This is a genomic window from Moorella glycerini, from assembly GCF_009735625.1.
GTDB classification, from domain to species: domain Bacteria; phylum Bacillota; class DSM-521; order Neomoorellales; family Neomoorellaceae; genus Neomoorella; species Neomoorella glycerini.
Window position 1 is genome coordinate 2,655,917 of the sequence record NZ_CP046244.1, and the last position, 24,548, is coordinate 2,680,464.

Below are 24,548 nucleotides of genomic sequence, written 5' to 3' on the forward strand. Positions count from 1 at the left end.
CATGAACAAAAAACTTTACCAGGTAATCAACAACTATAGAATCTATTTCCTCTGCGGTCTGGTATTCATAGCGATGGCCATATTCGTACCCAATTTCCTGACCCTCTATAATCTTACCAACATCCTGAAGGGCATGAGCTTAAATGCCGTGGTGGCCATCGGGTTTACCATCGTCATGATCTGCAAGGAGCTCGACCTATCAATCGGTACCACCCTCACCTTAGGGGCTATGTTTGTAATCGGGTTTCAACCAGCCCTGGGCTGGGGTTGGAGTCTCCTGATTGCGGTGCTGGCCGGAGCGCTGGTGGGCCTGGCCAACGGGTTGCTGGTGGCGCGGGCGAAGATCGACTCTTTCATAGTTACGCTGGGGACCATGACCACGGTCCAGGGGATTATCTTTTTATATGGTAAAGGTTATGCCTTAAACGCCACTGATTTCACCGTAGCCGACTGGCTGGAAACACCCATCATTCCACTTTTACCACCTCGGGTAGTGATTACTATTGTTTTTGTCCTCCTGTTCCAGGTTCTTCTCGCCCGTACCAGATACGGAAGGGGCTTTTACATGGTGGGAGCCAACCGGGAAACAGCCTGGCTGGCGGGGCTTAACACGGAAGGGTACGTTATTGTTTCGTTTATAATATCAGGTATAACCGCCGCCCTGGGGGGAGCCCTGTTTGCCATGAGCCTTAGTTCGGCCACGCCCACCATCGGCACCAGTTCCCTGATGATCGTTGTAGCGGCAACTATTATCGGTGGTACCTCCATGGCCGGCGGCAAAGGTAGTATCCTGGGCAGCGCGATGGCGGTTTTAACCCTGACCATCCTTTACAACGGCCTTACCAACCTGGGCGCGGGCTTTGAAATCCAGATTTTAGCCAGCGGCCTGGTGCTGGCCGTGGTGGTACTGTATGAAGCCTATGCCTTGTACCAGGCGGATAAGGTGAAAGGACAAAAGCCGGAGCTGTTAAAGGAGGTGAGCCTTAGGGAGAGCAAGTAGATGGCGGCGAAGCTCGAAAATTGAAACTGTGAAAAATAAATTAAAAGGAGGTATCTTTATAAGAGAGTGATCTTATGAAATTAAATTGAAAAGGCGAATGGAAAAGTGCAAAAATTAGTTAGAACGGGTGAGTTGTTGCCTGACGTCCAGGTAGTCTCATAATAACAAAATTATACGTGCAAATTATTGAGATAGGGGGTCTAGAGATGATTAAAAAGATGACCGGGATAGTACTGGTAGTTTTAATGGCCGCGTTATTAATGACCGGCTGTGGCGGCAAGCAAGCCCAGGAAGCGCCCAAAGGTGGGCAGACCGGCCAGGCTGACAAGAAAAGCTCCAACCTGGAGGAATCCATCAAAGCTGAGGGCGTGGTTGCCGGGCTGAAGGCTGATGACGGGCAGCTCCTTCTCCCTCCTCTGGAGAAAAAGGAAATTCCGCCGCGGCCTGCCGATCCCGCTAAACTTCCCGAAGAGGATGCCATGCACTGGTACGACATGGAGTATTCTGGCTGGGGCGTAACGAAAGTTAATATTCCTAAATCACCTAAAGATGGCGCTAAAGGGAAAAAGGTTACCCTGATCGTCCACGGCGACCATCCCTGGACCACGGCTTACATCCGGGGTGCCAAAAAAGTGGCCGATGCCTACGGAATGGAACTAAAGGTTATGTCCCCCAACTGGAACCCCGATGTCCAGGCCCAGATGGTGGACCAGGCCATCGGCGCCCGGCCGGATATGATCCTGATGATCCCGGTGGACGCCAAGATGGCGGTACAGCTTTTCCGAAAGATCAACCAGGCGGGTATCCCGGTTATTGCCACCAATACCCATCCCGAGAGCGAAGCCATGAAATATGTCATCGCCTGGACCGGCCCGGATGACTGGGGGCAGTTCAGGATGCTGGCCCGCAAATTTGCCGAGTTGATGCACAATGAAGGCGGTTATGCAATTATTCAGCATAATCCTGGCGGCTCTCCCTTCTTTGCCAGGACGTATGCCCCGATAACTGAACTGAAGAAGATTGCGCCAAAGATGGAGCTTCTGGATAAACAGGCGCCCGGGTTTGAAGCCGAAAAAACCATGCAGGTGGTGTCCGACTGGATTACCAGATTCGGCTCCAAACTTAAAGGTATAGTGCTGGCCGATGATTCCGCTCAGGCCATCGGCACTGTTGAAGCCCTCAAAAAGGCCAACCGGCAGGATATTATTGTCGTTGCCGCCGGCAACAGCAAAGTGGGCATGGACCTGGTGAAGGAAGGCAAAATCCAGGCCATCACCTACCAGACGGCTGAAGGTGACGGCGCCGCGGCGGTAAAGGCGGCAGCCGACTGGTTCAATGGCCATGACGTAGAACCGGTCCGCTACCTGCCCAAGCATATCATTACCAAAGACGATGTCGACAAGTTTATGCCGGCCCAGTGGTAGTCCAAAGAAATAGCCCGGGGGGAGTTATAGCCCTTAATGCTATAACTCCCCTGCCATAAAAGACGATTATCATTCAATCCTGGAGCAATAAGGGTGATATAAGAAATGGCGCAAATGACTTCCCGGGAAAGATTGCTTACCGCCCTGGCCAAAGGAGTGCCCGACCGCTTACCGGCGACGGTACACCAGTGGCAGCCCTATCATCTGGAAAGGTATATGGGTGGTATTGATACCCTGGATGCCTTCCAGGAGTGTGGCCTGGATGCCGTCATTCAGTATTTTGAAGCCATGGGGCAATTCTGGGTGCCGGGTAAAGTGGAGTCCAAAAGGTATTCAGATGAGTGGTATGACGAAGTAGAGATCGTCAATGACGACCCTGAGTGGATGATTGTCCACCATACCATCCACACTCCTAAAGGGACACTGACGTATAAAACCGAAGGCAATCGCTATACGGTGTGGATTACGGAATTTATGATCAAAAAGCCTGAGGATATTTACCTCCTGAAGTATATGCCTGTCCCAAAGCTTGATAAAAATGCCATCCGGAAAGAATACGATCGCATTGGCGATAGGGGAATTTTGAAGGGCTTTGTCTGGGGTGACCAGGCCGGTTGCTGGCAGCATGCCTGCGTGCTCTATGACACGGCGCCTATGATCTATGCGGCCATGGATGATCCAGCCTGGGTACACGAATTTTTGCATATCCTCCTGGAAAAGAAACTGCAGTTTATATATGAATCCCTGCGAGGAGCCAAATTCGATCTTATAGAAACCGGCGGTGGCGCTTCTTCTTCTACGGTCATTTCGCCCAAAATGTTCGAGGAATTCTGCCTGCCCTATGACAAGAAGATCCACGATGCCCTCCACGATGTGGGGCATATAGCTTCATACCACACCTGTGGCGGTATGCTCGGCCTCTTCGATCTCATCATCGCCACCAATACCGACTGTTCGGAAACCCTGGCACCGAAGGGCGTGGGAGGCAATATTGAGGGCTCCGAGCTGTATGAAGCCATGCACGGGAAAGTAGCCCTTATAGGTGGCCTGGACCAGTATAATATCCTGACCAACGGGACGCCGGAGCAGGTCAAGCAAGAAGTTCACAGGCTTTTTGAGATTTACGGCAAAGGCGGTGGATACATTATGATGCCTGCCGACCACTTCTTCGACGCGCCTAAAGAAAACCTGCTTGCCTATGGCGAAGCAGTAAGGGAATGCATCTATTAAGAAATAAGACAGCCAATATGGAGGGAACGATCGGTATGAAACGCTATGGTATGGTCATCAAGGTGAAACCCGAAAAACTGGAGGAATATAAAAAGCTGCACGCAGCCGTATGGCCCGGGGTGGCCAGGATGATTACCGAGTGCAACATAAGGAATTATAGCATTTTCTATAAAGACGGGTATTTATTTAGCTACTACGAATATATTGGCGATGACTATGAAGCCGATATGGCTAAGATGGCGGCCGATCCTACCACCCAGAAATGGTGGGAGGTATGTAAACCCTGTCAAGAACCCCTTGAGACGCGGGCGGAAGGGGAATGGTGGGCGGTTATGGAGGAAGTATTCCATCAGGATTAATTGAGATCTTTCCTGTCACGTCGGAGATGGGTACACAGCATATTTAAGCTGAATAAATTTTCGATGAAGGTGAAGCAAATGAAAGATGCACTTTTTTTAAACACCAGCTTGCCCAAAATCGGTATCCGGCCTATCATTGACGGGCGCCGTAACGGGGTGCGGGAATCTTTGGAAGAAACCACCATGGGGATGGCTAGAAGGGTGAAAAAGTTATTAGAATCCAATATAAAATATCCGAATGGTTTACCCGTGGAGTGCGTGATAGCCGATACCACCATCGGTGGGGTGGCCGAGGCGACTCGCTGCGCGGAAAAATTTGCCCGCGAAGGCGTCGGCCTGACGATTAGCGTGACTCCTTGCTGGTGTTACGGCTCCGAAACTATCGATATGGATCCTTTTATGCCCAAAGCCATCTGGGGTTTTAACGGCACGGAGCGTCCGGGGGCTGTCTATCTCGCGGCTGCCCTGGCGGGACACAGCCAGAAGGGGCTGCCGGCTTTTGGCATTTACGGGCGCGATGTCCAGGACGCCGGCGATGAGAATATTCCCGATGACGTCGCGCAAAAAATACTGCAGTTTGCCAGGGCGGGCCTGGCGGTCGCTCTGATGCGGCGTAAATCCTACCTGTCAATCGGCAACGTATCCATGGGCATTGCCGGATCTATAGTCGATCCCCATTTCTTTGAAAGCTACCTGGGCATGAGATGTGAATATGTGGATATGTCGGAAATAACCAGGAGAATTGAAGAAGAGATATACGACAGAGAAGAATATGCAAGAGCGATGCAATGGGTAAAGGAGAACTGCCGAGAAGGAACGGATCGTAACCCACCTGACAGACAGGCTGGCCGGGAGCAAAAGGATAATGAATGGAGTACTTCTGTTAAGATGGCCTTAATATGCCGGGATCTGATGGTTGGCAATCCCCGGCTGGCCGAGATGGGCTATAAAGAAGAAGCCGAAGGCCATAATGCCCTGGCTGCTGGCTTCCAGGGGCAGCGGCAGTGGACCGACCATTTCCCCAACGGCGATTTCATGGAAGCCATTTTAAATTCCTCCTTTGACTGGAACGGCATCAGGCGGCCTTATATCATGGCTACGGAAAACGATAGCCTCAATGGTGTGGCCATGCTGTTCGGTTATTTACTGACCAACACCGCCCAGGTTTTTGCCGATGTTAGAACCTTCTGGAGCCCGGCGGCAGTCAAGAGAGTAACCGGTAAAGAACTGGAAGGGGTTGCATCAGGGGGTATTATCCACCTGATCAACTCCGGCGCGGCGGCCCTGGATGGTTCGGGGAGGATGAACAAAGACGGCCGATCGGCCATGAAACCCTTCTGGGAGATAACACCCGAAGACGTAAAAGCCTGCCTGGAGGCAACCACCTGGTGGCCCGCTGTCCGGGAGTATTTTCGCGGCGGTGGCTTCTCTTCAAAATTCGTTACCAGGGGCGGCATGCCCATAACCCTTGCGCGGGTGAATATTATTAAAGGACTGGGACCCGTATTGCAGATAGCGGAGGGTTACACAGTAGAATTACCGGATGATGTACACCGGATCCTGGACGACAGGACCGACCCCAGCTGGCCCACGACATGGTTTGCACCAAGGTTGACGGGTAAAGGCGCCTTTACCGATGTCTACGCGGTGATGAATAACTGGGGAGCCAATCACGGTGCCTTCAGTTACGGGCATATCGGAGCAGATTTAATCACGTTGGCCTCGATTTTAAGGATACCTGTATGCATGCACAATGTTCCTCCGGAAAGGATCTTCCGGCCCAGCGCCTGGAATGCTTTTGGCACGGAAGACCTGGAGGGAGCAGATTACAGGGCCTGCCGCAACTTTGGGCCCTTGTACGGGAAGTACTGATTTACAAGACTATATTTAGAGATGACAGGAGGTTTTTTCCATGAGCAAAACCAAAGGTGGCATTAAAACCGAACGGGTACTTAAAGCCTTAAACCATGAAGAACCGGACCGTGTGCCTATAACTGACTTTTTTTGGAGCCTTTTCTTGCAAGAATGGCAAAAAGAAAAAGGGAAAGATGCCTTTATCTATGATTATTATGATCTTGATATCCTTGTGGTCAGTCCCAATATGGACCCTCGTGTGATGCGCAGCCGTTTCATCGAGAAAAATGATGAATACATGATTTACGAAACCGGCTGGGGGTCTGTTATTAAAAGACAGATTGAAGCTCCCATGCCTATGTTCCTGGAGTTCGGCATCAAGTCGGCGGCCGATTACGCAAAATTTGAGTTCGATGATCCCTTGGACCCCCGCCGTTATTATGACGAGCGGGACGATATCATCAATACCGGTGACACCTACCTCGTATTGCCCAGTTTTGCCGAGACAGTAGAGCGCTATAAAAACGACTATTTCATTTTTGGTAGTGTCTGTGAACCCTTTGAAGCCCTCTGGCGCTGCCGTGGTACGGAAGGGGCTTTAATGGACCTGGTCCTCTATCCCGATGAAACCCAGGCCTTTATCGACCGCCTGACGGAGCATATGCTGGCCATCGGCAAGAAGCAGATTGAAATGTTCAATTTAAAGGGCATGTACATCTGGGGCGACGTGGCTTACGACAAGGGCATGTTCTTTTCCCCGGATCTGTGGCGGAAGATGTTTTACCCGGCAGTGAAAAAGCTGTGCACTGAATTCCACGCCATGGGGGCGAAGATCATTTACCACGGCTGCGGCAATGCTCGTGCTATTTACGAGGACCTGATCGACGCGGGTGTGGACTGCTATAACCCCCTGGAAGCTAAAGCTGGCCTGGATGTGGTGGAATTAAAGCGCCAGTACAAGGGCCGGCTGGCATTTAACGGTAATATTGACGTCCGGGTTTTAGCCGAAGGGGATAAAGATGCGATCCGGAGGGAGGTCCTGCGTAAACTAAACGCTGCCAAAGGCGGGGGCTATATCATTTCTTCTGACCATTCCGTAGCTGCTAATGTACCGCCGGAGAATTATGATTACCTGGTGCAACTGGTACGGGAGTATGGCAGGTATCCGCTAGATCTGGGGGAGTTTGACGAGGAAATATAGCTATATATTTGGAACAACAGGTTGGGGGGCAAACATGGTGCCTTCGGAATTTCAATTACGCCAGGATATCTGCGAAGTAGGGCGGCGGATTTACCAGCACGGTTTCGTGGCTTCCAATGACGGTAATATCAGCATCCGCCTGAATGAAAAAGAAGTATTGGCGACACCTACCGGCGTCAGTAAGGGTTTTATGACCCCGGAGATGCTGGTTAAAGTCAATATGCAGGGAGAACAATTGAGCGGGCAGTTAAAACCTTCATCGGAATTGAAAATGCACCTGGAAATATACCGCCAGCGGCCGGATGTACGGGCGGTGGTTCATGCTCATCCGCCGACGGCTACCGGATTCGCCGTGGCCGGTATTCCCCTGGATCGTTGTGTGCTGCCGGAAATTATTATCAACCTGGGGAGTATACCCCTGGTTGCCTACGGGACGCCCTCGACTGATGAAGTGCCGGCTGCGGTGAAGGAATATATCGGTAGCCATGATGCCCTGCTGCTTGCCAACCACGGAGCCCTGACTGTCGGTACGGACGTATATAATGCTTATTATAAAATGGAGTCGCTGGAGTTATTCGCCAAAATCAGCCTTACCGCCAGGTTGCTAGGAAATGAAAATGTTCTCTCGGCGGAACAGGTCTATAAGCTTATGGAAATCCGGGCCAGGGCAGGAGTTACTTCACCCAACCCCGGCTGTGTTGATTGTGGCGCCTGCAGCGTCTCTACCCGCGAAGCCCCGGCCGCAACCGGCATAACGGAAGAAGAGCTGCGGGAGATTATTACCAATGTAACCCGGCGCGTCCTGACATCACTTGGGGATAGGAAACAGTAAAGGAGGGGCATGGTAGCTCCGTCTTCCTTTAAGTTAAGTTAAGTTAATTACAACCCGTGCAAGTCAATTTTGGAGGCACACCATGAACAATCAAGCCCTGGGTATAATTGAAGTTCGCGGCCTGGCCGCCGCCGTTGCCGCCGCGGACACGGCCGCCAAGACGGCTGCAGTCACCATCCTCGGCTACGAACCGACCAAAGGCAGCGGCCTGGTAGTATTAAAAATCAGCGGTGAAGTCAGCGCTGTCACGGCAGCCATCGAAGCCGCAAAGGAACAAGTTGCTAACGTCAGCACCGTTTTTGCCAGCCGGGTCATCGCCCGGCCCCATGAAGAACTGGCACGGTATTTAAGCTAAGAAACCCTCCAGGTAAAAAACACGAAGAACCCTAAAAATTTAAAGGAGGAAGAGTCAACTCATGAGCGCCTTAGGACTCATCGAAACCAAAGGTTTAGTCGCCGCCATCGAAGCCGCCGACGCCATGCTCAAAGCCGCCAGCGTCGAACTGGTGGGCATGGAAAAGATCGGCTCCGGCCTGGTCACCGTCATGGTCACTGGCGAAGTCGGCGCCGTCAAGGCGGCCACCGAAGCCGGCGGGGCAGCCGCCGCCAGGCTCGGGGAAGTCATCGCCGTCCACGTCATCCCGCGGCCCCACAGCGACGTAGCCCGCATCCTGCCCGGTAAAAAAGACGCCTCTACCAGGGGGGTAGATTAACATGAAAGACGGCGCCCTGGGACTTATCGAAACCAAAGGCTTAGTCGCCGCCATTGAAGCCGCCGACGCCATGCTCAAAGCCGCCGGCGTCGAACTGGCCGGCATGGAGAAAGTCGGCTCCGGTCTCGTCACCGTCATGGTCAGCGGCGATGTCGGCGCCGTCAAGGCGGCCACCGAAGCCGGGGCCGCTGCCGCTGGTCGCTTAGGTGAGATTATTGCCGTCCACGTTATCCCGCGGCCCCACACGGACCTCAGCAGAATATTACCCTCCTAAGCGGTGAGCAGAAATGATCGACGAAACCACTATCGCCAGCATTGTCGCCGAAGTATTAAAAAACATCCAACAGCAGTCCTGTAATGGGACAACAGCTACCACGGCAACAGCGTGTAGCGGTGCCTGCCAGGCGCGGGCCGGCCAGGCCGTGGCCACTGCCTCGCGCGGTGACAAAGGCGTATACAGCGACTTGAATGCAGCCATTAGCGCTGCCAAAAAAGCGCAGCAAGAACTGGTAAAGCTAAGCCTCAAAACGAGGGGCGAGATCGTCGCCGCCATCCGCCGGGCGGCCATAGAAAACGTAGAAATAATCGCCAGGCTGGCCCACGAAGAAACCGGCTACGGCCGGGTCGAAGACAAGATCCAGAAGAAGCTCTACGCCGCCCGCTTAACCCCGGGGTTAGAAGACATAAAGACCGAGGCCATCAGCGGCGACAACGGCCTCATCCTGATTGAGCGGGCGCCCTTCGGCCTCATCGCCGCCATCGAGCCGGCCACCCATCCCGGCTCCTGCGTCATCAACCATGCCATCAGCATGGTCGCCGCCGGCAACAGCATTATCTTCCTGCCCCATCCCAAAGGGCTCAAGACCACCCAGTACCTGGTGCGCCTTTTCAACGCCGCCATTCAGGAAGCCGGCGGGCCGGAGGATTTATTAGTCGTTGGCGATAAAGTCAGCCTGGAAAACCTGGACCTGGTCTTAAGCCATCCCGATGTAGATCTGGTCGTCGCCACCGGCGGTCCCGAAGTGGTTAACCGGGCCCTGAGAAGCGGCAAAAAAGCCATTGCCGCTGGCCCCGGCAATCCCCCGGTGGTCGTCGACGAAACAGTGAAAGACCTGGACTACGCCGCCAGGTGTATTGTCGACGGTGCCGCCTTTGACAACACCGTCCTCTGCATTGCCGAAAAGGTCATCATTGCCGTGGAAGCGATAGCCGGCGAGCTCCTCTTCCACCTGCAGAACCACGGCGCCTATCTGGTGCAGGACGAAAGGGACAAAGAGAACCTGGTGCGGGCCATCCTGCCCGACGGCCGGACCTTTAACCCCGAACTAACAGGCAAAGACGCCGTACTTATCCTGAAGCAAGCCGGCATCAACGCCCCGGCGCACACCAGGATCGCCCTCATAGAATGTCCCCCGGAGCACCCCCTGGTGCAGGAAGAACAGCTGCTGCCGGTCCTGCCCCTGGTGCGGGTAAAAGACTTTGACGCCGCCCTGGAACTGGCCGCCCGGGTCGAGCACGGCTACAAACATACGGCCATCATCCACAGCCAGGACGTAGGCCGCATCACGGCTTACGCCCGCAAGCTCCGTACCGACATCCTGGTAGCCAACGCCTCCTCGGCCGCCGGGTTAAAGATCGGCGGGGAAGGGCACTTCAGCCACACCATCGCCAGCCCCACGGGCGAGGGTATCTGTACCCCCCGCACCTACACCCGGGAACAGCGGACGGTCATCGCCGGGGCGCTGCGGACGGTAGACTAGTAATTAAACGCAGCTTAATTGTGAAATCAGGAACAAGAGCGGAGTGGAAGCGGCGAGGAAGTGGAGCAGGTGGGGGGTTATCAGGGTTAAATATAATTTAACGCCTTGAGGAAGGCCCCGGGCTGCCTCTCTCTAGCTGGAGAAGAAACGCATCAGGCGCCAGGGAAGAAAAGATATAAAAACCCGCACCTGGAGTGAAGGAAATGCCTGGCAGCGAACTAAACGCCATCATAAATAAAATAGCATCTGCCGGCGTGGTCGGCGCCGGCGGGGGCGGTTTCCCCACCGCCTTTAAACTGAAGACCGGAACACCTATCCAGACCGTTATCATTAACGGGGCCGAGTGCGAACCCTTACTTAAAGTCGACCAGGAACTGATGGCCCGCTACCCGGCGGAACTCCTGGCCACTTTAGCCACCCTTGTTCAGGCCACCGGCGCCCAAACAGGGGTCATAGCCCTCAAAGAAAAATACCGGGAGGCCCATACTGCCCTGGCTGGGGAAATACGCAATTACCCGGGCCTGAAGCTCCACCTCCTGCCGGACGTCTACCCCGTGGGCGATGAGCACTTATTAACCTATAGCGTTACCGGCCGAACAATCCCGCCGGGAGGATTACCCCTACAGGCGGGAGCGGTAGTTTTAAACGTCGAGACTTTATACAATATCCACCAGGCCCTGGAAGGCCACCCTGTAACCCATAAGTACGTCACCGTCACCGGCGCCGTCCGGCAGCCCATCACTGCCAGGGTACCGGTCGCACCCCGATGCGGGAACTCCTGGCCCTGGCCGGCGGCCCGGCTGTAGACGAATACCTTCTTATCGCCGGCGGCCCCTGCATGGGTAAGGTTACAGGCATTAATGCGCCGGTTACCAAAACTACCAAGGGCATTATTGTCCTGCCCCTGGACCACCCCCTGGCTGCCAGTTACCAGCGGGACCTGAACCGGGAGCTGAAGATCGCCCTCAAGGTCTGCTGCCAGTGCCAGCAGTGCACGGACTTCTGCCCGCGACACCTTTTAGGACATCCCCTGGAACCCCACCGGGTCATGCGCGCGGTTACCTATGGCCTTGTTGATATAACCTTGCCCCAGGCCCTGCTTTGCAGCGAGTGCGGCCTCTGCGACCTTTACGCCTGCCCCTTCAACCTCTCCCCGCGCCAGGTCAACAGGAAAATAAAGGCCGAACTGCAGCAAAAGGGTTTCCGGCCCGGCCCCTGGCAAGCTACTATCCCTTCCCTTTTCCGGGAAGGACGGCAGGTACCCACTAAAAGCCTTATCAACCGCCTGGGCTTAAAAGAATATTACGCACGCCCGGTAACTTTCCGGGAAGGAAACATCAGGGTTAACCTGGTCCACCTCCCCCTCAGGCAAAGTGCTGGTGTCGCTCCCCGGCCGGTAGTCAAGGTGGGCGACCGGGTAGAAAGAGGCGATCTCCTGGCGCGCATAGAGAATGATACCCTGGGAGCCAGCCTTCACGCCAGCATAAAGGGCACGATCACTGCCCTCAATCCCGTAATCATCATTGAGGGAGGTGGTGACTGATGGGAATCGCCATCGGCCTTATCGAGCTGAAGAGCCTGGCGCGGGGGGTTATGGTGGCCGACGGCTGCCTGAAAGCCGCTCCGGTATCCGTAAAAATACGCACCACCTGTCCCGGCAAAAGCCTGATTATCTTAAGCGGCGAGATCAGCGCCGTTAACAGCGCCGTTGAGTATGGCCTCAACAACGGTGGGATAACGGTCATCAGCAGCCTGGTGTTAGGCAATATCCATCTCGGGGTCCTGCCGGCCCTGGTTGGGATAGCCGAAGTAACCACTAAAGGTGCCCTGGGAGTTATCGAAACCTTCAGCGTCACGGCCGCCATCAAAGCCGCCGACACCGCAGCTAAGGCGGCCGTTGTCGAGCTCCTGGACATCCGTCCCGCCTACGGGCTGGGAGGCAAGGGGGTAGTCATCCTGACCGGCGGCGTCGGCGCTGTCAAGGCCGCCGTAAACGCCGCTACACTTCCCCTCAAAGAAGAAGGGGAACTAGTGGATGCTGTTGTTATTCCGTCGCCCCACCCTGAACTCTGGGATCAACTAGCATAAACGGCAAGCCAGCCGCCTGTTATGCAGGACTGCTGCCAGCCAACCATACTTCAAAGTAAGGTGACCATAATGTCCACTGCTGCCCTTATCGATTTAATCGCCAGGGAAGTTATGGCCGAACTGAAGGAAGGCCGGGGTAAAACCGCCGCGGCCGGTACGGCAGCCCATGCCATTCCGGCGGCCAAACGTGTTCCCGTACTCGTATCTGCTCGCCATGTCCACCTGGCCCAGAAGGAGATCGACATCCTCTTCGGGCCCGGCTACCAGCTGACCAAACGGAACGACCTCTACCAGCCGGGAGAATTTGCCGCCAACGAAGTCGTCACCCTGGTAGGCCCCAAATTGCGCCCCCTCACCAGCGTCCGCATCCTGGGGCCGATGCGTGACCGCACCCAGGTAGAGCTCTCCCGCACCGACGCCATAACCTTAGGCATCCCGGCACCGGTGCGCCGTTCCGGGGACCTGGCCGGTTCCGCCCCCATTACCCTGGTCGGTCCCCGGGGTTCCGTTACCTTGCGGGAAGGGGCTATTATCGCCAACCGCCACATCCACATGAGCCCGGTCGAAGCGGAAAAATGGGGCCTTCAAGACAACGACGAAGTCACCGTGCGCACCATTAAATCCGACCGGCCCACCATCTTCGGTGGCGTCCAGGTACGGGTCAGCCCCAAGTTCAAGCTCGTCATGCACATCGACACCGACGATGCCAATGCCGCCGGGCTGCAGTGCGGTGACGAAGTAGAAATCAGGTGAGAAGATGCTGATTGCCGAAGTAACCGGAACGGTGGTCGCTACCCGTAAACATGAAAGCCTGACCGGCAGCAAGCTCCTCCTCATCCGTCCCCTCCAGGGCAGCCGCCGGGGCGAGACGCTGGTGGCCGTGGATACCGTCGGTGCCGGCAAGGGAGAACTGGTACTGGTAGCCACCGGGAGTGCCGCCCGGCTGGGCCTACGCGTATCCCAGGCCCCGGTGGACCTGACTTTGTAGGCATTATCGACCAGGTGGAGGGAGACATCAAGGGGCTGCCGCGCTGAGTTGGTGCCGGCAAGACGAGTGGTAGCAACTAACTTTGCCCGAAGGATTCCCATATGTAACGTCCTTCGAGGCAGGAACTTAATGCAATAGCTCAAAACATGAAAAAGAGTTTGCGAAAGAACTGTGGTAAGGAGGAGGGAGTGTTACGACATGCCTTACCTCGCCTTTGACCTGGGGGCCGAGAGCGGCCGGGCCATAGCCGGTACCCTGCGGGAGGGCCGCCTCACCCTGGAAGAAATCTACCGTTTTCCCAATGAACCGGTACGGGTCCCGGACGGCCTGCACTGGGATGTTTTACGCCTCTTCCACGAAATGCAAGAAGGCCTGCGCCGGGCCGTGGCCCGCTACGGGACGGGCCTTAAAAGCTTGGCCGTCGACACCTGGGGTGTGGACTTCGGCCTCCTGGGGGAAAGGGATGTCCTCCTGGCCAACCCCTACCACTACCGGGACGGCCGCACCCGCGGCCTGATGGAGGAAGCCTTCAAGGTTGTACCGAGGGAAGAGATTTTTTCCCATACTGGCATCCAGTTTATGCCCATCAACTCCCTTTACCAGCTCCTGGCCTGGCGGCAGCAACAACCGGGCCTGTTAAGCCAGGCAAGGACCCTCTTGATGATGCCCGACCTGTTTAACTTCTTTTTTTCCGGCATAAAAGCCAGCGAATTCACCATCGCCAGCACCACCCAGATGTATAACCCCCGTACCGGTACCTGGGCCACGGGCATGCTGGATAAGTTAGGGTTACCGGCTACCCTCCTCCCGGCCATCAACCCGCCGGGGACGATTACAGGCCGCCTCTTACCCCGGGTAGCCCGGGAAACCGGAGCCGGCGAGATAGTCGTCATTGCTCCCGGCAGCCACGATACGGCCAGCGCCGTAGCCGCCGTGCCGGCAGCAGGGCCGGACTACCTGTACATCAGCTGCGGCACCTGGTCGCTGGTAGGGGTGGAGGTCAGGGAACCGGTAATCAACGAGCAAACCTTGAGCCTCAACTTTACCAACGAAGGCGGGGTGGGAGGTACCTTCCGGCTCCTCAAGAATGTCACCGGCCTGTGGCTGGTCCAGGAGTGCCGCCGCACCTGGGAGCGACAGGGGGAAGCTTTAAGCTATGGCGAGCTTACGGCCCTGGCCCGGGAGGCCAATCCCTTGACTACCGTTATCGACCCGGACCACCCGGCCTTCCTGAACCCGGAAGACATGCCGGCGGCCATCCAGGGATACTGCCGGGAAACGGGCCAGCCGGTGCCCCAGACTAAAGGCGAGATTGTTAGGTGCGCCCTGGAGAGCCTGGCCTTGAAATACCGCTGGGTGCTGGAAAAGCTGGAGGACATCCTGGGGAAGAAACTGGAGGTTATCCACATGGTGGGCGGCGGTACGCAGAACGAGCTCCTCTGCCGGTTTACCGCCAGCGCCACTGGGCGCCCGGTGGTGGCCGGTCCGGTGGAAGCCACGGCCGCCGGCAACCTTCTGGTCCAGGCCATGGCCCTGGAGGAAGTGGAAAGCATAGCTGAAGCGCGGGAGATAGTGCGCCATTCCTTCGCCCTGAAAACTTATGAAGCGGTAAAGACAGGACCGTGGGAGGAAAAGTATAAGGCATTTGTTAAGCTGCTGGGCTGATACTGCCCCATAGTTTGTCGTGTTATTTACCATGGAGGTATATTATATGGATGACTATAATCTGGTCATTGGCGTCGACTTTGGCACTGATTCGGTGCGGGCGGTGGTGGTAGACGCCGCCACCGGGGAAGAGCTGGCTAATGAGGTAGCATATTACCGGCGCTGGGCCGCAGGTATGTACTGCGATCCGGGCAAGAATCAATTCCGCCAGCACCCCCTGGACTATCTCGAAGGGCTGGAAGCCACCATCAAGGGGGCCCTGGCCAAACTGCCGCCGAGGGCCGTGCAGCGGGTGGCGGGCATCGGCATTGACACCACGGGTTCAACACCGGGCGCCGTCGACGCAGACGGGCGGCCCCTGGCCCTGCGCGAAGTTTATGGAAGAAGGTATAGAAATCAAAGAAGTCATCGCCCTGGGCGGCATCGTCAGGAAGAACGACTTTGTCATGCAGGTCCTGGCCGATGTGCTGGCTATGCCCATCAAAGTTGCGGCCTCGGACCAGACCTGCGCCCTGGGGGCAGCCATGTTCGGCGCCGTTGCTGCCGGTTTGTACCCGACAGTGGAGGCGGCCCAGGAAAAGATGGGCTGCGGCTTCGCCAAAACGTACACCCCTGACCCTGAAAATGCCGCCCGCTACCGCGAGCTGTACCGTGACTATCTGGCCCTGGGCAGGGTGCTGGAGGATTATTTGCGGAAGATGTAGTTAGGCACAATTCCTTATTAAATCTGGCTTAATTGTGAAATTAGGAACATAAGCGGAGCAAAAGCGGCGATGATGTGGAGAAGGGGGGGGGGGGGGTATCCGGGTTAAGTGTAATTTAACGCCCTAAGGGAGAAGCCATGGGCTGCCGTATTTATTTTATTCCAGCTGCTTCTTCCGGACTTAAAGCAGCTACAGCCGGAAAAGCCTTCAAGTTAGCTGTCACTACTTTTAACCCGTGAACAGCGGCTGTGGCGGCGATAAGGCTGTCGGCCATACCTATGGCTTTTCCCTTGGCGGTCCATTCGCGCCTTAATGCTGCTGCTTGCTCAGCGATTTGACGGTTAAAGGGAGAACGGCTCACTCACGGCGAAATCTTACCGGGGGTCTCCTTCTCTATGCTGAATTTCTCACCTCTATTTTTCCTCGTTAGTGTAAAATTACAGTAGGCAGGAGGAAAAAGGAGCAAAAAAGAGAAAAGAGACCTCACAAGAAGAAAAACACCGTAAAAGGAGTGAGGTCTCTTTATGGTAAACGGTAATACCAGTACCGCTACCATCTTTAGTTTATTAGATGGTATCGAGAATTTCAACACTCTAGAAGAAGTTATCCTGCAAATAGCCAGGCGATTATTGGTAGCCGTACTGGAAGCCCTGGATGATGCCCTTATGCCAGCAAAACCCAAGAGATATAGGATAGCTGGCTTCCGCTACCGCACAATCACCTGCCTGTACGGGGATATAACCTTTAAGCGCCGACTATATGTCAAAGCGACGCGCAAAAAGAAAAGAGGCGAGGGAAGGTTTCTGTTAGACGAAGCCCTGAACTTACGCCAAGGAAAGCGCCTGACAGGAAGACTGCTCAAATTAGCCGTATCGCTGGCAACCCGGTTACCCTTCAGGCAGGCAGCGGAAATAATGGCCGAAGCAGGGATGGGCCAATTAAGCCATATGACCATCCATAGCGAAGTAAAACGAAATGGACTGGAACAAAAAGGACTGCAAGAAGCCCTGCGCAACAAGCTATTCGTGAGCGGGGAAGAGCCCCAAGGCAAAAAGAAAAAAGTACCGGCACTATTTATCGAAGCCGATGGCATAATGATTCCCCTGCAAAGGAGCAAGCAAGAGCGGATAGAAGTAAAAGTAGGAATAGTATACGAAGGGTGGATAGAAAAAGGGAATGCCCGGCATCTCAAGAACCCGCGGGTAGTAATGGGCATCTATGAAGATGGAGAACAATTTTGGGAAGCCCTCACCACGGAAATAGCCAGGTACTACGAGATAGACGAAAAAACAATATATGTGGTCAATGGCGACGGAGCCAGCTGGATCCAGAAGACAGCCAAAGAACAGTTACCAGGAGCCATTGTACAATTGGACCGCTACCACCTCCACCGGGATATAAGGCAGGCTTATGGGAACGAAACAGCGCGAGGATTAATGGAGATTTTAGCCAAAGGTCAAGAGCAGGTCTTTTTGGACACCATGGAAGCACTCATAGAAGAAGCACCGAACCGCAAAAACAAGCAACAACGCCAAAAAGTATATGACTACTGTCAAAGATATCGCGATAACCTGTTAGATTACCGCTTGCGGTTACCACGACAACTGGAAGGGCTAAAGTTATACGGGATGGGCGTAGCCGAAACAACAGTAGACAAAAAAATAGCCATTCGCATGAAAAAGAGGGGAATGAGCTGGAGCGAAGCAGGAGCAACGGCCATGGTAGCATTACTTATGCTCAAAGCCAATGGAGAATTAGCCGCATGGCTAGAAAAGAAGATGCCACAAGTAGAAAAGAATCCCGTTAAAGTAATAAAAGAAAAGAAGATAGTTAAAGAAGACGTAGAAGCATGGTTAAGGAAGAGAGTACCAGCCCTTGTTGGCCCTGAGGCGGGAACAGATTGGGTTAAATATACCTTGAGGCAACTAACAAGAATTAGTGGAGCTATATTCTAACCCCTTTTCCGGCTTAATTAGAGCAGGCAGTAATTCGCGAAGCCTGTCAAGGTCGCCGTAGGCGGCCGCAGGCTTTAACCTTGACAGGCGCAGAGAATTACTGCACAATACTCCGGAGCCGGAAAAGGTGTTGGATATATATGGGATTTTTATGTGAGGTCTCTTTTTGCCTACTACATCTTGACACGTACTTTTTCCTCCAGCTCATTGAGAGCCATACCAGCCATATGATAAAATATACTTAAAAAGTATATTGCTGTTAGCTATTAATGAATACTACCCAATGGGTATAAAAGTATAAAGGATGAAGCTCTGTGTACCCCAATAATAAGGAGCAACCCAACGACGCCCAGGACAGGGTGATTAAAGTCCTTTTTAAGGATACTGGTGAAGCCGTGCTACGCCGGTTTCTTAACCTGGATGTCCATTTACAGACCAAATTACCTACGGAGCACATCAAGGTCAAAGCCATAGCCAGGAAGCTTTCCGATCTGGTCTTTTTAGCCACTATCCAAGGGAAAAAAGCTTGTGTACATATTGAGATACAGAATACCATAGACCGAAACATGTATCGTAGGATGTTAGAGTATGGCCTGGCGATAATGGAAGAACACGATTTGCCCCTCTTCCAAATTTTGATTTATGCCGGGCGCAGGAAAGCCCGTTTTCGCAACTATATTCACCATGATTTTGGTATTTATCGCTGGTTATATCACTTTCCCATTCTAGATCTTGGCGGTTTATCGCGCCAGGAGTTATTGGCACTGGGGGAACCCGACTTGCTTCCCCTTTTACCCCTGTGCGAAAGGGAAAGACGGCGGCATTCTCCGGAAAAATTTATCCGCGAATGCCTGGACATGTTGCTTGGACAGGTGCGGTTACAAAATTTATCACTGGAAGAGAAGGGTACTCTCCTTTTACGCATGCAAATTTTAGCTGGTTCTGTAACTGATCCTTCCTGGGCGAAAAAATTATTCGATGAGGTGATGCAAATGTTTTCTTTGGAAGAGAACTGGGTGTATAAACAAATAATAGAAAAGGGCATAGAAAAAGGTATGGAAAAAGGTATGGAAAAAGGAGAAATTGATACAATCAGGTCGAATATCAAAAAGGTATTAAGGCTACGTTTTGGCACTTTACCTTCTGAGGTAACATCCGAACTGGAAAGAGAAACTGCAAAACAAAAGCTAGATTACCTGCTGGAAAGGGCCGTCCTGGCTGCCAGCATGGAAGAGTTCAAGAGTGCTCTATTTTCTGCTTAGGCCATAGATTCATAAAGCTAGAACAGGAGGGGTGTGCCCGTGGGGCACGTATTTGTAAACGTGCAGCTGGAAGGGGCCAGTAGCAAAGAGGAAACAACCATGCTGGTCGATACCGGGGCCACTTTGAGCACTATTCCCAGAGATTTAGCAGACCGGCTGGGGGTACCCCGCCTGGGACCGCGCAAGGTGCAACTGGCCGATGGCCAGGAACTCCAGGTAGAAGCCGGGGTGGTGCACGTAAAAATTGACGGCCGGGAAGCGCCGACCACTGTTTTAATTCTCGGTAATGAGCCCCTGCTGGGGGTAGAAACTTTAGAAACCCTGGGGTTAAAGGTAAATCCCTATACCCGGCAGCTTGAACCGGCCCGGGCTTTTACCTTAAGGCTAAGATAATTTGCTCCGGCTTGATTTTTTCCCTTGCAGGCGGGAATAACCTGTGTTATACTATTTCCAGGTTGTTTACACCCAGACATTACTTGTTGCATTACTGGAAAAGAGTGGGTCAGTGCCCACTCTTTTATGTTGAAAACTTGGGAGGTCACCCTTTTGAGCAAACTGACAGAGTTAATCCAGGGCCTGGTAGAACCGGTCCTGACCGGGATGGGCTACGAACTGGTCGACCTGCAATACGGCCGGGAAGGAGGGCGCTATATCCTGCGGCTGTTTATCGACCGGCCGGAAGGTATTGGCCTGGATGACTGCGAGAAGGCCAGCCGGGCCGTCGGTGACATCCTGGACCAGGAGGATCCCATCCCCAACAGTTATTACCTGGAAGTATCATCGCCGGGCCTGGAGCGCCCCTTAAAAAAAGAAGCCGATTTTCAGCGTTTTGCCGGGCGTAAAGTTAGAATGCGTATCTTTGCCCCTATTGACGGTCGACGTCATTTTCAGGGGCAGCTCCTTGGTTACCAGGAGGGGCAGGTGCAGGTGCAGCTCGATGATGGGCGCCGGCTGGCCATCCCCCTGGACCAGGTAGCGACTGCCAGGCTGGTCTTTGACCTGGCGGAGGATGAGGAGGCCTAAGGATGAATATCGAATTTATCCAAGCATTACGGGACCTGGAAAAGGAAAAGGGTATTAAGGTCGACATCCTGCTGGAAGCCATCGAAGCAGCCTTGATATCGGCTTATAAGAAAAATTTTGGCTCGGCCCAGAATGTCCGGGTGGAAATCCAGCGCGATACAGGGGAGATTAAAGTCCTGGCCCAGCGCCAGGTGGTAGAAGAGGTAGGCGATCCCCGGACGGAGATTTCCCTGGTTGAAGCCCGGGCCATAAATAGCAATTATGAGATTGGCGATGTGGTAGAAAAGGAGGTAACGCCGCGGGATTTTGGGCGTATAGCCGCCCAGACGGCCAAACAGGTAGTCGTCCAGCGTATTCGTGAAGCCGAGCGGAGTTTAATTTACGATGAGTTTATTGGCCGCGAGAACGATATTGTTACCGGGGTTGTCCAGCGCCAGGAAGGTAAAAATATTATCCTGGACCTGGGCCGGGCCGAGGCCATTCTTCTTCCCAGCGAGCAAAGTCCCGGTGAGGTTTACCGCCAGGGAGAACGTTTAAAAGCTTATATCCTGGAAGTACGCAAGACCAACAAAGGGCCGCAAATCCTGGTGTCCCGGACCCATCCCGGCCTGATTAAAAGGCTTTTTGAACTGGAAGTGCCAGAAATTCATGATGGGATTGTGGAAATTAAGGGAGTGGCCCGGGAAGCCGGTGCCCGCTCCAAAATTGCCGTCCATTCCCGGGAGGAAAAGGTGGACCCTGTTGGCGCCTGCGTGGGGCCTAAAGGCTCCCGGGTGCAGGCAGTGGTCCAGGAACTCCGGGGCGAAAAGGTCGATATTATTAAATGGAGTGATGACCCGGCTGTTTTTGTGGCCAACTCCTTGAGCCCGGCCAGGGTCCTGGACGTTACCGTGGATGAAGAAAATAAGGTCAGCCAGGTAATTGTCCCTGATAACCAGTTATCCCTGGCCATTGGCAAGGAAGGCCAGAATGCCCGCCTGGCGGCAAGGATAACCGGGTGGAAAATCGATATTAAAAGTGAGTCGGAAGCTGGTGACTGGGATACCTGGGATAACGACCTGGATCTTGCAGGCGGGATAGAGGAGGAGTAAGCTTGCCCAAGCCCAGGAAAATACCCGTGCGGATGTGTGTCGGTTGCCGGGCGCGCAATGATAAGCGTAATTTATTGCGCGTTGTCCGTACACCGGCGCAAGAGGTGGTTCTTGACCCTACCGGGAAACGTGCCGGGAGAGGGGCCTATATCTGCCCCAGGGTGGAATGCCTGCGCAAAGCCGTTAAAAGCCGGGCCCTGGAGCGGGCTTTAGGCGTAAGTTTAACCCCGGAGGTCCTGGCAGATCTCGAGGCCAGTCTCAGCCAGGGTAATGGCCATGAATGATGTTTATAACCTCCTTGGCCTGGCTTACCGGGCGGGCAAAGTAGCCTGGGGATACCAGGCAGTTATGACGGCTTTAAAGAGGAGGAAGGTTTATCTCCTTTTACTGGCAGGGGACAGCAGCCCCCGGCTGAGGGGCAAGTTGTTAGCAACCTGCCGGGAATATGGCAGCCAGGGAATCATTTTTGGTGATAAAGTTACCATCGGAGCAGCGCTAGGTAAACCTCCATGTGCCGTCGTCGGCGTTACGGATGCAAATCTGGCCAGGTTAATCCGGCAGCAAGTACGGGAGGTTGGTGCATGAGAATATGGGGGTGGTTTAATGGCCAAAACACGCGTTTACGAATTAGCTAAGGAATTACGGGTTTCTAATAAGGATTTAATGGACACCATGGCGCAGCTGGGTATCTATACCCGTTCCCACATGAGTGTCCTGGAAAACGGGGAAGTAATAAAAATACGCAATCATTACCGGCAAATGTGGCGGGCAGCCAGGGCGGCCAAGCTGAAGCAGCAACAGGCGGCAGCCGCGCCGCCGGTGGCAGAAGCTGTTGCACCGTCCCAGCCGGGTGTTGAGAAGGTGGCAGCGACCGGGCAGGCCCAGCATATTACTGAGAAAGCAGCGACCGGGCAGCCCCGGCAGGGTGCTGCGAAAGCAGCAGTTACCAGGCCCGAGGGGGGCGCTGAGAAGGCGGCAGCCATTACCCGGCTACAGCAGGGTGCAGAGAAGGCAGGTGCCGGCCAGCCCCAGCAGGTTAGTGGGAAGGCACCTGCCATGCCGCCGGCAGAGGCAGCGGCTAAGGCCCGGTCGGAAAAAGAACGGCAGCTGGCGGGTGTGGAACCTGTCCCGGCTGCAGCCCAACCCGAACGGCCCCGGGAACAGGAAGGTAAAGAACGTTCCGGCAAGCAGGCGGCCGGGAAGCAGCAATCCCGGGCTGGCGGGCAGCAAGCTGGCCAACAACCAGGACGGGCTAAGAAACGGCAGGAAGAAGGGCAGGCGCGCCGGCGAGAAAATAAAGGCCAGGAGCAGGAAGGCCGCCGGGGCCCGGAGCGGGAGGAGCGACCGGCCAGGGTTGACCAGCAGGTGCAGGTACTAACACCGGCTGCAGCCCAGCGGCCGGCAGGCAAAGGCGCCGGCAGGCCGGCGAAAAATAAACAGTTACGTATACCGAAACCGCCGGAGGCAGTTACCAAGGATTTGCCGGAAAAGCGGCGGGATCGACCTGCGGGTAAGCCGGCTGCCAAACAGGCCGAAACCGGGCGCAGCCGCAAGCTGGTTGAGCTTGAACAACAGCGGGAAGAGCGCCTGCTGCGGCGGGATAAAGATAAAAATAAGGCTAAGGCCGCCCAGCAGGAAGCGCCCAAAGTCGTCCGCCGGGTAACCCTGACGGGAAGCATTACCGTCCAGGAACTGGCAAAAAGGATCGGCAAAACGGCGGCTGAAGTTATCAAGTTTTTAATGGGGCAGGGCGTAATGGCTACCATAAACAAGGAGCTGGATATAGATACGGCCGCCATTATTGCCCAAGATCTGGGGGCCATTGTTGAGGTTAAAGAGGAAAAACCCCTCACTGTCCTGGAAGACCTGCCCGACGCTCCCGAAACCCTGCAAGAACGGCCGCCGGTAGTAACCGTTATGGGCCATGTCGATCATGGCAAAACCTCTTTACTGGATGCCATCCGGCGCACCAATGTTACGGCCACCGAGGCCGGCGGTATCACCCAGCATATCGGGGCCTACCAGGTAAAGGTTAAAAACCGCAAGATTACTTTCCTGGATACCCCCGGCCATGAGGCCTTTACGGCCATGCGCGCCAGGGGAGCCCAGGCGACGGATATTGCTATCCTGGTAGTGGCTGCCGACGACGGTGTCATGCCCCAGACGGTGGAGGCCATTAACCATGCCAAAGCTGCCGGGGTACCCATTGTCGTGGCCATTAATAAAATAGATCGCCCCGACGCCAACCCGGACCGGGTCAAACAGCAGCTGACGGAGTACGGCCTGGTGCCGGAAGAGTGGGGCGGCGATACCATCATGGTACCCGTTTCAGCCCTTAAAAAAGAGGGCCTCAATGAATTGCTGGAAATGACTTTACTCACGGCCGATATGATGGAGCTCAAGGCCAACCCCAATCGCCCGGCCCGGGGTATTGTCATTGAAGCCCAGCTGGATAAAGGTCGCGGCCCGGTGGCTACCATGCTGGTCCAGAAGGGCACCCTTAAAGTGGGCGACAACCTGGTAGCCGGGGCGGTTTACGGCCGGGTCAGGGCCCTCTTTGACGATAAAGGCGAGCGGGTAAAGAGCGCCGAGCCCTCCATGCCGGTGGAAGTCCTGGGCCTTTCCGAGTTACCCCAGGCCGGTGACATTTTCCAGGTGGTAGAGGATGAAAAGCTGGCCCGCCAGATTGCCACCTTGCGCCAGGAAGAACGGCGCCAGGAAGAATTAAAGGCAGCCGGCAAGACCTCCCTGGATGACCTGTTCAAGCAGATGGAAGCCGGCGAAGTTAAAGAACTTAATCTGGTGGTCAAAGGAGACGTCCAGGGTTCGGTGGAGGCCCTGCGGGCGGCCCTGGAGCAATTGTCTACCAGCGAGGTTAAAGTTAATATCATTCATGGTGGCGTCGGTGCCATTACCGAAACCGATGTCATGCTGGCCGCAGCTTCTAAAGCCATTATCATCGGCTTTAACGTTCGCCCGGATGCTAACGCCCGCAAGGCAGCGGAAGAGGCAGGGGTAGAAATCCGTCTCTACCGGGTGATCTACGAGATTATCGATGAGGTTAAAGCTGCCATGACCGGTCTCCTGGAACCGGTGAAACGGGAAGTGGTCCTGGGCCGGGCCGAAGTACGGGCTACCTTTAAAGTGCCTAAGGTAGGTACGGTGGCCGGTTGCCTGGTGACCGACGGCAAGATCCAGAACCGGGCCCTGGCCCGGGTAATCCGGGACGGGGTGGTGGTCTTTGAAGGCCGCATTGACTCCCTGAAGCGCTTTAAGGATGACGTCCGGGAAGTGGCCCAGGGTTATGAATGCGGTATCGGCCTGGAAAAATATAACGATATTAAGGAAGGCGACGTTATCGAAGCCTATATGATAGAAGAGGTTAAACGGGAACTGTAG

General features: G+C 54.6%; 28 protein-coding genes. 26 read left to right on the top strand and 2 right to left on the bottom strand.

Annotated features, from left to right (window positions below; all coding sequences use genetic code 11):
* Position 1 precedes the first annotated feature (1 nt).
* The 17 genes from MGLY_RS13155 to MGLY_RS13235 all read left to right on the top strand — a co-directional run bounded on the left by MGLY_RS13155 (position 2) and on the right by MGLY_RS13235 (position 15,114).
* The gene (locus tag MGLY_RS13155; RefSeq protein WP_170291081.1) at positions 2-1,000 is read left to right on the top strand and encodes an ABC transporter permease; all 999 of its coding nucleotides are present in this window, start codon (positions 2-4) and stop codon (positions 998-1,000) included.
* A 206-nt stretch (positions 1,001-1,206) separates the two neighbouring features.
* Positions 1,207-2,424: a sugar ABC transporter substrate-binding protein gene (locus MGLY_RS13160; RefSeq protein WP_156274523.1), complete on the top strand. Its 1,218-nt coding sequence runs from the start codon at positions 1,207-1,209 to the stop codon at positions 2,422-2,424.
* A 105-nt stretch (positions 2,425-2,529) separates the two neighbouring features.
* Positions 2,530-3,654, top strand: coding sequence for a uroporphyrinogen decarboxylase family protein (locus tag MGLY_RS13165; RefSeq protein ID WP_156274525.1), 1,125 nt, complete (start codon positions 2,530-2,532; stop codon positions 3,652-3,654).
* Positions 3,655-3,689: 35 nt separating this feature from the next.
* On the top strand, positions 3,690-4,013 hold the full coding sequence (locus MGLY_RS13170) for an L-rhamnose mutarotase (protein ID WP_156274527.1): 324 nt from the start codon (positions 3,690-3,692) through the stop codon (positions 4,011-4,013).
* 78 nt (positions 4,014-4,091) lie between these two features.
* Positions 4,092-5,885, top strand: coding sequence for an L-fucose isomerase (locus MGLY_RS13175; protein WP_156274529.1), 1,794 nt, complete (start codon positions 4,092-4,094; stop codon positions 5,883-5,885).
* 40 nt (positions 5,886-5,925) lie between these two features.
* A complete protein-coding gene (locus MGLY_RS13180; protein WP_156274531.1) occupies positions 5,926-7,068 on the top strand; it encodes a uroporphyrinogen decarboxylase family protein in 1,143 nt (380 codons plus the stop codon).
* 37 nt (positions 7,069-7,105) lie between these two features.
* Entirely contained in the window at positions 7,106-7,900 is a 795-nt protein-coding gene (locus MGLY_RS13185; RefSeq protein WP_156276457.1) for a class II aldolase/adducin family protein, read from the top strand.
* Positions 7,901-7,982: 82 nt separating this feature from the next.
* A complete protein-coding gene (locus tag MGLY_RS13190) occupies positions 7,983-8,255 on the top strand; it encodes a BMC domain-containing protein (RefSeq protein ID WP_156274533.1) in 273 nt (90 codons plus the stop codon).
* Between the two features lie 61 nt (positions 8,256-8,316).
* On the top strand, positions 8,317-8,613 hold the full coding sequence (locus MGLY_RS13195; RefSeq protein WP_156272178.1) for a BMC domain-containing protein: 297 nt from the start codon (positions 8,317-8,319) through the stop codon (positions 8,611-8,613).
* A 1-nt stretch (position 8,614) separates the two neighbouring features.
* Positions 8,615-8,887, top strand: a complete 273-nt coding sequence (locus MGLY_RS13200) for a BMC domain-containing protein (protein ID WP_156272177.1) — start codon at positions 8,615-8,617, stop codon at positions 8,885-8,887.
* Between the two features lie 13 nt (positions 8,888-8,900).
* Positions 8,901-10,373 (top strand): aldehyde dehydrogenase, encoded by a 1,473-nt coding sequence (locus tag MGLY_RS13205; protein WP_156272176.1) that lies wholly within the window; start codon positions 8,901-8,903, stop codon positions 10,371-10,373.
* Between the two features lie 203 nt (positions 10,374-10,576).
* Positions 10,577-11,179 (top strand): hypothetical protein, encoded by a 603-nt coding sequence (locus MGLY_RS13210; protein WP_156274535.1) that lies wholly within the window; start codon positions 10,577-10,579, stop codon positions 11,177-11,179.
* Positions 11,140-11,916 carry a 4Fe-4S dicluster domain-containing protein gene (locus MGLY_RS13215; protein ID WP_156274537.1) on the top strand — a complete coding sequence of 259 codons (777 nt, stop codon included), beginning with the start codon at positions 11,140-11,142 and terminating at the stop codon, positions 11,914-11,916. Before MGLY_RS13210 ends, MGLY_RS13215 begins: the two co-directional genes overlap by 40 nt.
* Positions 11,916-12,461, top strand: coding sequence for a BMC domain-containing protein (locus MGLY_RS13220; RefSeq protein WP_156274539.1), 546 nt, complete (start codon positions 11,916-11,918; stop codon positions 12,459-12,461). The genes MGLY_RS13215 and MGLY_RS13220 overlap by 1 nt, the downstream gene beginning before the upstream one ends.
* 69 nt (positions 12,462-12,530) lie before the next feature.
* Positions 12,531-13,214 (top strand): phosphate propanoyltransferase, encoded by a 684-nt coding sequence (pduL, locus tag MGLY_RS13225; RefSeq protein WP_156276459.1) that lies wholly within the window; start codon positions 12,531-12,533, stop codon positions 13,212-13,214.
* A gap of 4 nt (positions 13,215-13,218) precedes the next feature.
* Positions 13,219-13,449 carry a EutN/CcmL family microcompartment protein gene (locus MGLY_RS13230; protein WP_170291082.1) on the top strand — a complete coding sequence of 77 codons (231 nt, stop codon included), beginning with the start codon at positions 13,219-13,221 and terminating at the stop codon, positions 13,447-13,449.
* Between the two features lie 198 nt (positions 13,450-13,647).
* A complete protein-coding gene (locus MGLY_RS13235; protein ID WP_156274541.1) occupies positions 13,648-15,114 on the top strand; it encodes a rhamnulokinase in 1,467 nt (488 codons plus the stop codon).
* Positions 15,115-15,136: 22 nt separating this feature from the next.
* Here MGLY_RS13235 and MGLY_RS13240 read toward each other — a convergent pair whose 3' ends face one another.
* A complete protein-coding gene (locus MGLY_RS13240) occupies positions 15,137-15,328 on the bottom strand; it encodes a hypothetical protein (RefSeq protein ID WP_156274543.1) in 192 nt (63 codons plus the stop codon).
* A 94-nt stretch (positions 15,329-15,422) separates the two neighbouring features.
* Here MGLY_RS13240 and MGLY_RS13245 point away from each other — a divergent pair, with 94 nt between their 5' ends.
* Positions 15,423-15,818, top strand: coding sequence for an FGGY-family carbohydrate kinase (locus MGLY_RS13245; protein ID WP_211661898.1), 396 nt, complete (start codon positions 15,423-15,425; stop codon positions 15,816-15,818).
* 151 nt (positions 15,819-15,969) lie between these two features.
* Here MGLY_RS13245 and MGLY_RS18665 read toward each other — a convergent pair whose 3' ends face one another.
* A complete protein-coding gene (locus tag MGLY_RS18665; protein WP_156274545.1) occupies positions 15,970-16,179 on the bottom strand; it encodes a PIN domain-containing protein in 210 nt (69 codons plus the stop codon).
* A gap of 163 nt (positions 16,180-16,342) precedes the next feature.
* Between MGLY_RS18665 and MGLY_RS13255 the strand changes: the two genes are divergently transcribed.
* From MGLY_RS13255 to infB, 8 genes are all read left to right on the top strand, one after another.
* Positions 16,343-17,773: an ISLre2 family transposase gene (locus MGLY_RS13255; protein WP_156272057.1), complete on the top strand. Its 1,431-nt coding sequence runs from the start codon at positions 16,343-16,345 to the stop codon at positions 17,771-17,773.
* A 314-nt stretch (positions 17,774-18,087) separates the two neighbouring features.
* Positions 18,088-19,035 (top strand): Rpn family recombination-promoting nuclease/putative transposase, encoded by a 948-nt coding sequence (locus MGLY_RS13260; protein WP_156274547.1) that lies wholly within the window; start codon positions 18,088-18,090, stop codon positions 19,033-19,035.
* 39 nt (positions 19,036-19,074) lie between these two features.
* A complete protein-coding gene (locus MGLY_RS13265; RefSeq protein ID WP_170291083.1) occupies positions 19,075-19,428 on the top strand; it encodes a clan AA aspartic protease in 354 nt (117 codons plus the stop codon).
* 153 nt (positions 19,429-19,581) lie between these two features.
* The gene (rimP, locus tag MGLY_RS13270; RefSeq protein ID WP_156274551.1) at positions 19,582-20,058 is read left to right on the top strand and encodes a ribosome maturation factor RimP; all 477 of its coding nucleotides are present in this window, start codon (positions 19,582-19,584) and stop codon (positions 20,056-20,058) included.
* Between the two features lie 2 nt (positions 20,059-20,060).
* The gene (gene nusA / locus MGLY_RS13275) at positions 20,061-21,149 is read left to right on the top strand and encodes a transcription termination factor NusA (RefSeq protein ID WP_156274553.1); all 1,089 of its coding nucleotides are present in this window, start codon (positions 20,061-20,063) and stop codon (positions 21,147-21,149) included.
* 2 nt (positions 21,150-21,151) lie between these two features.
* The gene (gene rnpM / locus MGLY_RS13280) at positions 21,152-21,433 is read left to right on the top strand and encodes an RNase P modulator RnpM (RefSeq protein ID WP_156274555.1); all 282 of its coding nucleotides are present in this window, start codon (positions 21,152-21,154) and stop codon (positions 21,431-21,433) included.
* Positions 21,426-21,734 (top strand): L7Ae/L30e/S12e/Gadd45 family ribosomal protein, encoded by a 309-nt coding sequence (locus MGLY_RS13285; protein WP_156274557.1) that lies wholly within the window; start codon positions 21,426-21,428, stop codon positions 21,732-21,734. Before rnpM ends, MGLY_RS13285 begins: the two co-directional genes overlap by 8 nt.
* A gap of 18 nt (positions 21,735-21,752) precedes the next feature.
* Complete coding sequence (gene infB, locus MGLY_RS13290) at positions 21,753-24,548, top strand: translation initiation factor IF-2 (RefSeq protein WP_156274559.1); 2,796 nt, start codon at positions 21,753-21,755, stop codon at positions 24,546-24,548.